Annotated in this window: 9 protein-coding genes; 6 read left to right on the top strand and 3 right to left on the bottom strand. The window is 67.8% G+C overall.

The annotated features are described in order from the left end of the window. Window positions 1–22: 22 nt before the first annotated feature. Window positions 23–1267, top strand: coding sequence for a hypothetical protein (locus ACYVHG_RS13240; protein WP_461167935.1), 1245 nt, complete (start codon window positions 23–25; stop codon window positions 1265–1267). A gap of 9 nt (window positions 1268–1276) precedes the next feature. Then, window positions 1277–2161 (top strand): dephospho-CoA kinase, encoded by an 885-nt coding sequence (coaE, locus tag ACYVHG_RS13235; protein ID WP_461167934.1) that lies wholly within the window; start codon window positions 1277–1279, stop codon window positions 2159–2161. Here the strand turns inward: coaE and ACYVHG_RS13230 are convergent. Continuing rightward, window positions 2148–2957, bottom strand: a complete 810-nt coding sequence (locus ACYVHG_RS13230; protein ID WP_461167933.1) for a ribonuclease FAU-1 family protein — start codon at window positions 2955–2957, stop codon at window positions 2148–2150. The two genes, coaE and ACYVHG_RS13230, sit on opposite strands and share 14 nt — an antisense overlap. 37 nt (window positions 2958–2994) lie before the next feature. Between ACYVHG_RS13230 and ACYVHG_RS13225 the strand changes: the two genes are divergently transcribed. From ACYVHG_RS13225 to ACYVHG_RS13215, 3 genes are all read left to right on the top strand, one after another. After that, window positions 2995–4026 (top strand): TRM11 family SAM-dependent methyltransferase, encoded by a 1032-nt coding sequence (locus tag ACYVHG_RS13225; protein ID WP_461167932.1) that lies wholly within the window; start codon window positions 2995–2997, stop codon window positions 4024–4026. Window positions 4027–4062: 36 nt separating this feature from the next. Continuing rightward, window positions 4063–6222 (top strand): excinuclease ABC subunit UvrB, encoded by a 2160-nt coding sequence (uvrB, locus tag ACYVHG_RS13220; RefSeq protein ID WP_461167931.1) that lies wholly within the window; start codon window positions 4063–4065, stop codon window positions 6220–6222. Window positions 6223–6385: 163 nt separating this feature from the next. Then, window positions 6386–6829: a universal stress protein gene (locus tag ACYVHG_RS13215; protein ID WP_461167930.1), complete on the top strand. Its 444-nt coding sequence runs from the start codon at window positions 6386–6388 to the stop codon at window positions 6827–6829. 48 nt (window positions 6830–6877) lie between these two features. Here ACYVHG_RS13215 and ACYVHG_RS13210 read toward each other — a convergent pair whose 3' ends face one another. Together ACYVHG_RS13210 and ACYVHG_RS13205 are read right to left on the bottom strand one after the other, a co-directional pair. Continuing rightward, the gene (locus ACYVHG_RS13210; protein WP_461167929.1) at window positions 6878–9241 is read right to left on the bottom strand and encodes a HelD family protein; all 2364 of its coding nucleotides are present in this window, start codon (window positions 9239–9241) and stop codon (window positions 6878–6880) included. A gap of 51 nt (window positions 9242–9292) precedes the next feature. After that, complete coding sequence (locus ACYVHG_RS13205) at window positions 9293–9907, bottom strand: MBL fold metallo-hydrolase (RefSeq protein WP_461167928.1); 615 nt, start codon at window positions 9905–9907, stop codon at window positions 9293–9295. 91 nt (window positions 9908–9998) lie between these two features. Here ACYVHG_RS13205 and uvrA point away from each other — a divergent pair, with 91 nt between their 5' ends. Further along, window positions 9999–12857: an excinuclease ABC subunit UvrA gene (uvrA, locus tag ACYVHG_RS13200; protein WP_461167927.1), complete on the top strand. Its 2859-nt coding sequence runs from the start codon at window positions 9999–10001 to the stop codon at window positions 12855–12857. Window positions 12858–12859: the final 2 nt, after the last annotated feature.

Here is a 12859-nt window from a genome sequence, read left to right as displayed (position 1 = left end):
AAGAACGATTACACCTATGGTCATGTCTACACGCCTGCACCTCACCGTCCCGCTGCTCGCCACCGCCCTGTTGGCGGCCGGCTGTGCAAGCGCTCCGTCCGATCCGGCACCGTCGTCCACCGCCGGGAGCGCCGCGGGTGCCGCAGAACAGCGTCGCGCCACTCCGCGGCTGGCGGTGACCTACGAGGGCGGTGTGCAGATCATCGACGGATCGACCCTGCAGAAGGTCGCCGACATCCCCGGTGCCGGACACCTGCGGGTGAACCCGGCCGGCGACGGCCGCCACGTCTTCCTCTCCGAGGGGTCGGCCTTCCACCTGATCGACATGGGCACCTGGTCGGTGCCGCACGGCGACCATCAGCACTTCTACACCGCACCCGCGCAGCGCACCGGTATCGAGATCGCGGCACCCAAACCCGGTCACGTGGTGCGCCACGACGGACGCACAGTGCTCTTCTCCGACGGGACCGGTACCGCCACCTCGATGCCCTCGGACAAGGTGGGCGACACGGGTGCGCCGCGCGCCTCCGTCACCGCTCCGAAACCGCACCACGGGGTTGCGGTGGAACGTGCGGACGGGACCATGGTGATGACCGTCGGCGACGACGAACGGCGCACCGGTGTGACGATCCTCGGCGCCGACCGGAATCCACTGACCACCGACGACCGGTGCCCCGGCGTCCACGGCGAGGGTGCGGCAGCCGCAGGCGCCCTCGTGCTCGGTTGTCAGGACGGTGCACTGTTGGTGCGCGGCAACGAGATCACCAAGATCTCCGCACCCACCCCCGGGTACGCGCGGATCGGTAACATCGCCGCCACTGAGGCACACCCGGTGGTCCTCGGTGATTACAAGGTGGACGAGAAGGCCAAGCCCGAACGCACCACCCGGGTGAGTCTGATCGATACCCGCACCGGTGCCCTGAAACTGGTGGATCTGCCGGCCTCCTACACCTTCCGGTCGCTGGCTCGCGGCCAGTTCGGTGAGGCGCTGGTACTCGGCACCGACGGACGGTTGCGCACCCTTGACCCCGAGACCGGAGCGGTGCTGCGCGAGACAGCCGTCACCGGGCCCTGGACCGAGGACCCGAACTGGCAGGAGCCCCGTCCGGCGGTGTTCGCCCTCGGTTCCACCGCCTACGTCACAGAACCGTCGACCCGGTCGATCATCGCGGTCGACATCCCCACCGGTCAGGAACTGCGGCGGGGCACTCTCGAGCACACCCCCGATGAGGTGACGGGCGTACCCGGAGCCGCATCGACTCACTAGTGTGAAGGCATGTTGCGGATCGGACTGACGGGCGGCATCGGCGCCGGCAAATCGACGGTGGCCAAAGAACTCGCGGCACTCGGCGCGGTGATCGTCGACGGCGACAAGATCGCCCGCGAGGTCGTCGAGCCCGGAACCCCGGGACTGGCCGCGCTGGTCGAGGCCTTCGGGGAATCGATCCTCGCCGCCGACGGCAGCCTGGACCGGCCCGCGCTGGCCGCGATCGCGTTCACCGATGACGAGTCCCGCGCCGAACTCAACGCGATCACCCATCCGCTGGTCGGCGCCCGCTCCCAGGAGTTGATCGACGCAGCCGGCCCGGACGCCGTGATCGTCCAGGACATTCCGCTCCTGGTGGAGAGCAACTTGGCACCGATGTTCCACCTGGTGATCATCGTCTGGGTGGACGCAGAGGAACGGGTACGCCGGTTGGTCGGATCCCGAGGTATGGCAGAGGAGGACGCCCGCGCCCGGATCGCGGCGCAGGCCACGGACGAGCAGCGGCGCGCGGTCGCCGACGTCTGGTTGGAGAACACCGGCAGCCAGGAACAGACTAGGTCGGCAGTCCGGCGGCTCTGGGCGGAGCGGATCGAACCGTTCGCCGCGAACGTCGCCGCCCACCGTCCGGCACCGGGCGCACCGCAGCTCGACGATCCGGCGTACGACCTGCGACTCACCGGGCGGCTGTGGCTCACGCTGGGCACCGACGCCGCATCCGTCACCGTCGAAGGTGCCGTCGCCACCGTGACACTGGCCGACGGGGTGACTGCGGACGCGGTGGCGGGAAGGCTCGCCGACGCGGGTTTCGCGCCCGACGGTGCGGACGGTGCGACCACGCGGTTCCGGGGCTCGGACCCCGGTCGTGGGGTGACGGTGCAGGTCAGCGCCAGCTGATCGGGGCGCCCTCGGACGCCAGCCACGCGTCCACGCTGTGCCCGTGCGCCGCGGTCCCGGCCACCGCGCGAGTGGCGGCGAGCAGCGCGCGCTCGGCGTCACCGGGTTCGATCAGATCAGCGGTGGAGGCCGCGAGCAGTTCGTCGACGTCGATCAACTCGATCGGCCTGCCAGGGTGCTCGACCAGGTCGAGGTACCAGTCGACGCCGTGCCACGATCGGCCTTCGCGCGTGTACCGGCCGACGTCGAGGTACACCCGCTGATCGCGCTCGTTTCCCCGGGTGAAGTGGAAGATGTTCGCGCGTAGGTCGAAATCCGGCAGCAACCACGACTCCAGTGCGTCGAACCGCGGATGGTCGGACCGGCGGAACAGATACAGGCCGTACGGCTCCACCCGGAACTCATCCACCGCGCGGACGAAGCCCTTGGGGTCGGTGTTCGTCATCGCCGCCGGATCGAAGACCTCCCGCTTCGGAGGGTGCACCGCACCGTCGTCGGTCTCCGCGGCGCCGGACAGTCGCAGCACCAGCGTCACCTCGGTGGCGCCGCGCGGGCGCCCCACCACCGCCCCCGCGGGTCGGAAGCCGTGACGTCGCAGAAGGGCCGCCAGATCCTCGCGGTGCGTGCGGACCAGAATGGCATCCAGCCCGGCGGCCCGCTCACGGGCTGCGGACAGGAGCGGGCCGGCCGCGTCCTCGGCGGCGTCGAGCACCGTCAGATCCATCCAGTCGCCGTCCACCGATCCGATCGCGGCGGCACCGTCGACATTGATCTCGAAGGACTGTGCGGCTCGCATGAGTCCAACGATACGACTGGGTCGTTAGGATTCCCGGGTGTCCCGGTATCTACTGCTGCCCGCACCCGCCGCCAATCGCGTCTACGCCGACGCCGCGATGAAGATGATGCGGGCCGAGTTGACCGTGCTCTGCCGGGCCGGACTCGACGGAGGCATCGCAGAGGTGCGCACCGAGACCGTCGCGGGAGTCGAGTACGTGGGTCTCACCGCCGACGCCCTCACCGACCGCGACCTCGGATTCCTTGGTCTGGCCTCGGCGTTCTACGCCTTGTTCGAGGTCTGCGGAGAACTGCTGCGACCGGTGCACGTGCCCTCGCCGGACCGCTGGCCGAGCGATCTGCTGACCATCCTGAAGTACCAGGGCAAGACCAACGAGCAGTTCACCCGGCTGGTGCTCAACGTGACCGCTGCATCGACGGCCCGCCCGGAGGGCGTCCTGGACGGGTCGCTCCGCGTTCTCGACCCGGTGTGCGGGCGCGGGACGACGCTGAACCAGGCCGTGATGTACGGACTCGACGCCGTGGGTGTGGACGTCGACACCAAGGACTTCGAGCTCTACACCTCCTTCCTCACCACTTGGCTCAAGGACCACCGGTTCAAGCACACCGCTGCCACGACACCTGTGCGTCGGGACAAGGCGGTGATCGCGAAGAAGTACGAGGCGGGTTTCGCCGTGGAGAAGGACGACTACCTCGCCGGCCGGAGGCAGACCCTGACCTGCTTCGCCGCCGACACCCTGCGTACCGCCGAACTGGTGCGTCCGGGCACCGTCGACGTGCTGGTGGGCGATCTGCCGTACGGGGTGCAGCACGGCAGCAAGGGACCACGCGGCCTGGTGCGCAGCCCCTTGGACCTGCTCGACAGTGCCCTTCCCGGTTGGGCGGCGACGCTGCGCCGCGGCGGCGCGATGGGACTGGCCTGGAACGTGCGTGTCGCCCCGCGGGCCCGGGTCGCCGAACTCCTGCGCGATGCGGGTCTGACGGTGCTGGACGGTCCCGGATACGACGACTTCCAGCACCGGGTGGACCGCGCGATCACCCGCGACCTGATCGTGGCCCGCAAGGACTAGCCGAAACCTGTCAGTGCCTGCGCCTACGCTGGTGACATGGCATTCGCGGCAGAACAACCGGTGGTGGCGCACTCCGAGCACCGGCCGATCGGAGAGATCGAACGGGCTCCGGCCGAGTTCACCGTGGTCAGTGAGTACGAGCCCGCAGGTGATCAGCCCACCGCCATCGCGAGCTTGGAGAGCAGGCTCAAGGCGGGGGAGCGCGATGTAGTCCTGCTCGGTGCCACCGGCACCGGAAAGTCCGCCACCACGGCCTGGCTGATCGAGAAGGTGCAGCGGCCCACACTGGTCATGGCGCCGAACAAGACCCTCGCCGCGCAGCTGGCGAACGAACTGCGCGCGATGCTGCCCAACAACGCCGTCGAATACTTCGTCTCGTACTACGACTACTACCAACCCGAGGCGTACATCGCGCAGACCGACACCTACATCGAGAAGGACTCCTCGATCAACGACGATGTGGAGCGGCTGCGTCACTCCGCCACCTCGTCGTTGCTGTCCCGTCGCGATGTGGTGGTGGTCGCCTCGGTGTCGTGCATCTACGGTCTCGGCACCCCGCAGAGCTACCTGGACAGGTCGGTGCAGCTGGAAGTCGGCATGGAGGTCGATCGTGACGCGCTGCTGCGGCTGCTCGTGGACGTGCAGTACAACCGCAACGACACCGCCTTCACCCGCGGCACCTTCCGGGTGCGCGGCGACACCGTCGAGATCATCCCCTCCTATGAGGAGCTCGCCATCCGGATCGAGTTCTTCGGCGACGAGGTGGAGGCGCTGTACTACCTGCATCCGCTCACCGGTGACGTGGTCCGTCAAGTGGACGACCTGCGGATCTTCCCGGCCACGCACTACGTGGCCGGTCCGGAGCGGATGACGCGTGCGATCGAGGGGATTGAGAAGGAGCTCGAGGACCGGCTCGCCGAGTTCGAACGGCAGGGCAAGCTCCTCGAAGCCCAGCGGCTGCGGATGCGCACCCAGTACGACGTGGAGATGATGCGCCAAGTCGGTTTCTGCTCCGGTATCGAGAACTACAGCCGGCACATCGACGGACGGGAGGCGGGTTCGGCGCCGGCGACCCTGCTCGACTACTTCCCGGAGGACTTCCTCCTGGTGATCGACGAGTCGCATGTCACCGTCCCGCAGATCGGGGCGATGTACGAGGGCGATACCTCCCGCAAGCGCAACCTCGTCGATTTCGGTTTCCGGCTGCCCTCCGCGGTGGACAACCGACCGCTCACCTGGGAGGAGTTCACCGAGCGAGTGGGGCAGACCGTCTATCTATCTGCCACCCCCGGCTCCTACGAGCTCGGGCAGACCGGCGGTGAGTTCGTCGAGCAGGTGATCCGCCCCACCGGTCTGGTGGATCCGCAGGTGGTGATCAAACCCACCAAGGGGCAGATCGACGACCTGATCCACGAGATCCGCGACCGCACCGGTAGAGATGAGCGGGTCCTGGTGACCACCCTCACCAAGAAGATGGCCGAGGACCTGACCGACTACCTGCTGGAAGCCGGGATCCGGGTGCGGTACCTGCACAGCGATATCGACACCCTGCGCCGTGTGGAACTACTGCGGCAACTGCGGCTCGGCGAATACGACGTGCTGGTGGGCATCAACCTGTTGCGAGAGGGCCTGGATCTTCCGGAGGTCTCCCTGGTCGCGATCCTCGACGCCGACAAGGAGGGATTCCTGCGTTCGACCACTTCCCTGATCCAGACCATCGGCCGAGCGGCGCGCAACGTCTCCGGTGAGGTGCACATGTACGCCGACAAGGTGACCGAATCGATGCGGGTCGCGATCGAGGAGACCGAACGCCGCCGGGAGAAGCAGATCGCGTACAACACCGAAATGGGTGTCGATCCGAAACCCCTGCGCAAGAAGATCGCCGACATCCTTGACCAGGTGTACACCGAGGCCGACGACACCGAGCAGGCCATCGGCGGATCGGGTCGCAATGCCAGCCGCGGACGGCGGGCACAGGGGGAGTTGCGGCCGGCATCGGGAAGCTCCGGGGTCTACGAGGGCGAGGACGTCACTTCCATGCCGCGTGCCGAACTGGCCGGCTTGATCGCTGAGCTCACCGACCAGATGATGAACGCGGCGCGCGAGTTGCAGTTCGAGCTGGCCGGTCGCATTCGGGACGAGATCGCTGACTTGAAGAAGGAACTGCGAGGAATGGATGCCGCTGGCCTGCAGTGACCCGGCCGTGCAGTTCGGTCAGGGCATGGATGTGTTCCCTGCCGCAAACCGATTGTTCCCAGCCGGGGTGGGGTTATTGTGTCGGATGATATGTCCGTTACCCGTACTGCGGACGTCCACTAGAGGAATCTAGCGAGCGGAATCTAGAGAAAGAGGGAACTCGATGAGTGGTTACAGCACGATCGTCGTCGGCACGGACGGTTCGGAATCGTCGCTGCGCGCTGTGGAGCGGGCCGCTTCCCTGACCGGCGACGGCAAGCTGGTGATCGCGTGCGCGTTCCTGCCCAGCGAGGGCGCCGATCCCGCCGCCGCGGACATCCTCGGTGCCGAGGCTTACCAGTTGCAGGGTGCGAACCCGGTCAACGACATGCTGCGCACCGCCGAGGGACGTGCCCTCAAGGCGGGTGCGAAGAACATCGAGAAGCGGGCCATCAAGGGCCAGCCGGTCGATGCGCTGCTGGATCTGGTGAAGGCCCAGCCCGAGCCGGCGTTGCTGGTGGTGGGCAACAAGGGGATGAACTCGCTGACCGGACGCCTGCTGGGATCCGTGCCCTCGGACGCCGCTCGCAAGACCTCGGTGGACATCCTCATCGTCCACACCACGTAGTACTCAGCGGGGAGGTTCCGCGGTCACCAGTGCGTCAGGCGCGCGGGTTCATCCGGCGGAACCCAGGGCGCGCAGAGAGCGCGGTAGCGGCCCGGACGTGACCACGGTCAACGTCTGGGTCGCTCGCGTCAGTGCCACGTACAGATCCCTCAGGCCCCGATCGAACTCGACCTCTGCGGGTGCGCCCACGATCAGCCCCGGCTCCACCACGATCACGTGATCGAACTCCAGGCCCTTCGAGTCCCGGACGCTCATCACGCGCACGTTCGGCGCCGTCAGGCGGCGCAGCGGCGCCACCAGCTCCGACGGCGCGAGTACTGCCGTGAGGCGGTCGTCGTCGGGCGGTAATTCGCCGCGTATCGCTTCCACCAGCGGCTGTTCGCCGTCGACGGTGACCAGCCGTGGCGCCCGTGCACCGGAACGCACCGAGGTCGGCGGCGAGAGCGCCGGGTCGATCTCCGCCAGCACGTCCGCCGCGAGGTCCATGATCTCCTTCGGCGTGCGGTAGTTCACCGTCAGTTCCGATACCCGGAAGCGTCCCGGCACGTAGGGATCGAGCGCTGTTTTCCAGCTGGTGCTTCCCGCCACATCGCCGGTCTGCGCGGTATCGCCGACCAGCGTCATCCAGCGGTTCGGGCTGCGCCGCATCAACATTCGCCAAGCCATCGCGGACAGTTCCTGCGCCTCGTCGACGATGATGTGTCCGAAGGTCCAGGTGCGATCGTCCCGGGCGCGATCGGCGGTGGTGTTGAACTCGCGGACCGTCTGTCGCTGCGCCAGCTGTTCCGCGTCGATCAGGTCGTACGCCATCAGGATCTCGGCGTCGAACTCGTCGTCGAGGTCCTGCGGCGCCGAGCCGGTGAGGATGTCCAGCGCTTCCTGCGCCTCCTCCAGGCGTTGGCGCCACTGCCGCTCGGCCTCGTCCGCCTCGGGGTCGTCGTCACCGAGCAGTTCGGCGATCTCGTCCAACAGGGGCGCGTCCGCGGCGGAGAACACCGGCTTACCGTCGGCACCGGTGGCCGGGGCCCGGCGCAGTTCCGCACGGTCGTCGTCCCTCAGATCCGGCGCGGCCTGCTCCAGACGGTCCGGATCGCGCCACAGCTCGGTGAGCACTCGTTGCGGTGTGAGCGCCGGCCACAGCTGATCGAGCGCGCCGAGTACCTCACGGTCCTGCGCGAGCTCGTCGCGGATGTCGGACAGATCGGTGCGCGAGAGGAGCATCGTGTCGTCCACCACCGACGAGCCGATCGTCGCGGCGTGCTGCGCCGCGAGAGCGTCGAGCGCCGATTGCCGGAAGATCGCCCGGGCGGTGTTGTGCGGCCGGCGTGACGATCGTGCCCGGCCGCGCGCACGGGTGGCGAGTTTGCGGTCCAGGGTGAGTGGGTAGCCGTCGAACCTGAGCACGATCGGCTGGTCCGGGACGCTCTGCCAGCCGCGCACCGCCTGCTTCATCACCTCGACCATGTCGGTCGAGCCCTTGAGTCGGGTGGCGGCCGCGGAGTCAGCGACGGTGGCGTTCACGCCGGGGAACAGATCGCCGATCGTGCTCAGCAGCACACCGGTCTCGCCCAGGCTGGGCAGCACCTGGCTGATGTAGTTGAGGAAGGTCTCGTTCGGGCCGACGATCAGGACGCCGGTGCGGGAGAGGTTCTGGCGGTACGTGTACAGCAGGTAAGCGGCGCGATGCAGTGCGACGGCGGTCTTGCCGGTGCCCGGACCGCCCTGCACCACGAGCACCCCACGATGCTCGGACCGGATGACCGAGTCCTGCTCCCGCTGGATGGTCTCGACGATGTCGGTCATCTGGCCCGTGCGGGCCCGGTTGAGTGCGTCGACCAGGGCGGATTCACCGGCGACGTTCGAGCCCAGACCGCCCCCGACACCGTCGGAAGCGGCTTCGGTGAAGGTGAGCCGCTCGGCGACCACGTTGGTCAGGTCGCGGCCGCGGGTCCGCACGTGCCGGCGCACCTGCACACCCTCCGGCTGGGCGGGCGTGGCGAGGTAGAACGGCCGAGCCAAGGGGGCGCGCCAGTCGAGGAGCAACGTGGAGAGGTCCTCGTCGTCGTCGAGGACACCGATCCGCCCGATCCGGCGCACCGTATCGGGGCCGGTGGCGGCGTCGGTCATATCGAGCCGACCGAAGTACAGGTTGTTCTCGGCGGCGTCGAACTTCGCGAGGTCGTCGGTGTAGAGCTGGTGGTACGAGTCCCGTTCGGAGATCTCCTGCGGGTTCTCCCCGGTCTCCTGCAGGTTGTCGGCGCGCCGACGATGCGCGGTCGCGCGCATCGCGTCGATCCGGGCGTACACGCGATCGAGGTGAGCCTGCTCCTCCGCGAGCAGGGGATCGACGGCGTCTGTGGTCACGGGACTCCTCGTGGACGGCAGCGATGAATCAGGCCGTCCATTGTCCATGATCTGCGCCGGGTTCGCCGCCGCCCGCGGTGTACGCCGACGAGGTGCCGATCACCAACCGCGTTCGCGCCACCGCGCCAACTGCGGACGCTCGGCACCCAGGGTGGTGCCCGCGCCGTGCCCGGGATGCACGACGGTGTCGTCCCCGTAGCGGTCGAAGAGCTTCTCGGTGACACCGCTGATGAGGCTGTCGAAGTCCTCTGGGGTCGCGGTCTTTCCGACACCGCCGGGGAACAGGCTGTCACCGGTGAACAGGTGCACCGGGGCACCGTCGAATTCCGGGCGCAGCGCCAGCGCGATCGACCCGGGGGTGTGCCCGACCAGCTCGATCACATCGAAGACCAGGTCACCGACGGTGAGCACCTCACCGTCGGACAGGGTGCGGTCGGTCGGCGCGTCGATGCCCTCGGCGTCGTTGACGCCGGCCGCGGCCGGGACCCCCAGCCCCTCACGCACCTGTGCGAGCGCGTACCAGTGATCGAGGTGCCGGTGTGTGGTGACGATCAGCTCCACGCCGCCGTTCTCCCGCGCGAGGTCGAGGATCCGCTCCGCCTCGTTCGCGGCGTCGATCAGGACGGTGCGCCCGCTGGAATCACCGACGAAGTACACGTTGTTGTCCATACCGCCGACGGAGATCTGATTGATCGTGGTGGTCACGCGCCTCACGCTACCGCGTCGCCGAAAACCTGTCGGAGGGGTTCTCTAGCATTGATCCGGGCTCGTCTGTGGGCCTGCAAGCTCGGACGGAAGGAACACGGTGGCTGATCGCCTGATCGTGCGCGGCGCGCGTGAGCACAACCTGAGGGGGATCGACGTCGATCTCCCGCGCGACAGCCTGATCGTGTTCACCGGTCTCTCCGGTTCCGGGAAGTCCAGCCTGGCCTTCGACACCATCTTCGCGGAGGGGCAGCGGCGGTACGTCGAGTCGCTGTCCGCCTACGCACGGCAGTTCCTCGGCCAGATGGACAAGCCCGACGTCGACTTCATCGAGGGACTCTCACCAGCAGTCTCCATCGACCAGAAATCGACCAACCGCAATCCGCGGTCCACGGTCGGAACCATCACCGAGGTCTACGACTACCTGCGTCTGCTGTACGCGCGCGCCGGCACCCCGCACTGCCCCGAATGCGGTGCGGTGATCGCCCGGCAGACGCCGCAGCAGATCGTGGATCAGGTTCTGGAAATGGACCAGGGCACCCGCTTCCAGGTGCTCGCGCCGGTGGTCCGCACCCGCAAGGGCGAGTTCGTGGACCTGTTCAACCAATTGCAGACCCAGGGCTACTCCCGTGCCCGGATCGACGGCGTGGTGTACCAGCTCAGCGAGCCTCCCAAGCTGAAGAAGCAGGAGAAGCACGACATCGAGGTCGTGGTGGACCGGCTCGCCGTCAAGTCCTCGGCGAAGCAGCGCCTGACCGATTCGATCGAGACCGCGCTGCGGTTGGCGGACGGCATCGTCGTGCTCGATTTCGTCGACCGGGAGGAGGACGATCCCGAGCGCGAGCGCCGGTTCTCCGAACGCATGGCCTGCCCGAACGGGCACCCGATCGCGGTCGACGATCTGGAGCCGCGCGCCTTCTCGTTCAACTCGCCCTACGGCGCCTGCCCGGAATGCGACGGCCTCGGCATCCGCAAGGAGGTCGATCCGGAGCTTGTAGTGCCGGACCCGCTGCTCTCCCTCGCCGACGGCGCGATCGCTCCGTGGTCCTCGGGGCAGAGCGCGGAGTACTTCCTGCGCCTCCTCTCGGGGCTCGGCGATGCCCTGGGGTTCGACCTCGACACCCCGTGGAAGGACCTGCCGGCGAAGGCGCGGAAGGCCGTCATCGAGGGTTCGGAGCACCAGGTGCACGTGAAGTACCGCAATCGGTACGGCCGCACCCGCTCGTACTACGCCGAGTTCGAGGGCGTCATGCCGTTCCTGCACCGTCGGCTCGAATCCACCGAGTCGGAGCAGATGAAGGAGCGGTACGAGGGCTACATGCGCGATGTGCCCTGTCCGGCGTGCTCCGGAGCCCGGCTGCGGCCCGAGATCCTCTCCGTCACCCTCGATCACCCCCGGTTCGGAGAGAAGTCGATCGCGGACGTGGCATCGATGTCGGTGGGGGACTGCGCCGATTACCTGTCGGACCTCAAACTCGGCGCGCGCGAAGCGGCGATCGCCGGCCGCGTGCTCAAAGAGGTGCAGGCACGGATCACGTTCCTGCTGGACGTCGGTCTGGAGTACCTGTCGCTGTCGCGGTCCGCGGGATCGCTCTCCGGAGGCGAAGCCCAGCGTATCCGGCTCGCCACGCAGATCGGATCCGGCCTCGCGGGGGTGCTGTACGTGCTCGACGAGCCGTCCATCGGCCTGCACCAGCGAGACAACCGCAGGTTGATCGACACCCTGGTGAGGTTGCGGGACCTGGGTAACACGCTGATCGTGGTCGAGCACGACGAGGACACCATTCGCACCGCGGACTGGGTGGTCGACATCGGTCCGTACGCCGGTGAACACGGCGGCAAGGTGGTGCACAGCGGCACCTACAAGGCGCTGCTCAAGAACAAGGACTCGCTCACCGGTGCCTACCTGTCCGGCCGGCGGGCGCTGCCGGTGCCCGCGGTGCGCCGGCCGATCGACAAGAAGCGCCAGCTCAAGGTGGTCGGGGCACGCGAACACAATCTGCAGAACATCGATGTGGCGTTCCCGCTGGGCGTGCTGACCGCCGTGACGGGCGTCTCCGGATCGGGTAAGTCCACGCTGGTCAACGACATCCTCGCGACGGTGCTGGCGAACAAGCTCAACGGCGCCCGTCAGGTTCCCGGACGGCACAGCCGCGTCGCCGGACTCGATGATCTGGACAAGCTCGTGCAGGTCGATCAGTCGCCGATCGGGCGCACCCCACGGTCGAATCCGGCCACCTACACCGGTGTCTTCGACAAGATCCGCACGCTGTTCGCGGCCACCACCGAAGCGAAGGTCCGCGGCTATCAGCCCGGACGGTTCTCATTCAACGTCAAGGGCGGACGCTGCGAGGCGTGCTCGGGCGACGGCACCATCAAGATCGAGATGAACTTCCTGCCGGACGTCTACGTGCCGTGCGAGGTGTGCCACGGCGCCCGGTACAACCGTGAGACGCTGGAGGTGCACTACAAGGGCAAGAACATCGCTCAGGTGCTGGACATGCCGATCGAGGAGGCGGCGGAGTTCTTCGAGGCGGTGACCTCGATCCACCGCTACCTCAAGACTCTCGTGGAGGTGGGGCTGGGATACGTCCGGCTGGGCCAGCCGGCGACCACGCTCTCCGGCGGAGAGGCGCAGCGCGTGAAGCTCGCGGCCGAGTTGCAGAAGCGGTCGAACGGCCGCACCGTCTACATCCTCGACGAACCCACTACCGGATTGCATTTCGAGGACATCGCCAAACTGCTGCAGGTGGTGGACGGACTGGTGGACAAGGGCAACTCGGTGATCGTGATCGAGCACAACCTGGACGTGATCAAGACCGCCGACTGGATCGTCGATATGGGGCCCGAGGGAGGTAGCGGCGGAGGCACCGTCGTCGCGCAGGGGACGCCCGAGCAGGTGGCTGCCACTGCGGAGTCCTACACCGGCAAGTTCCTGGCCGAGGTTCTCGCGCAGTAGCG

The sequence above is a fragment of the Tsukamurella serpentis genome (assembly GCF_054780975.1).
This window is presented reverse-complemented; position numbering and strand designations above follow the sequence as displayed.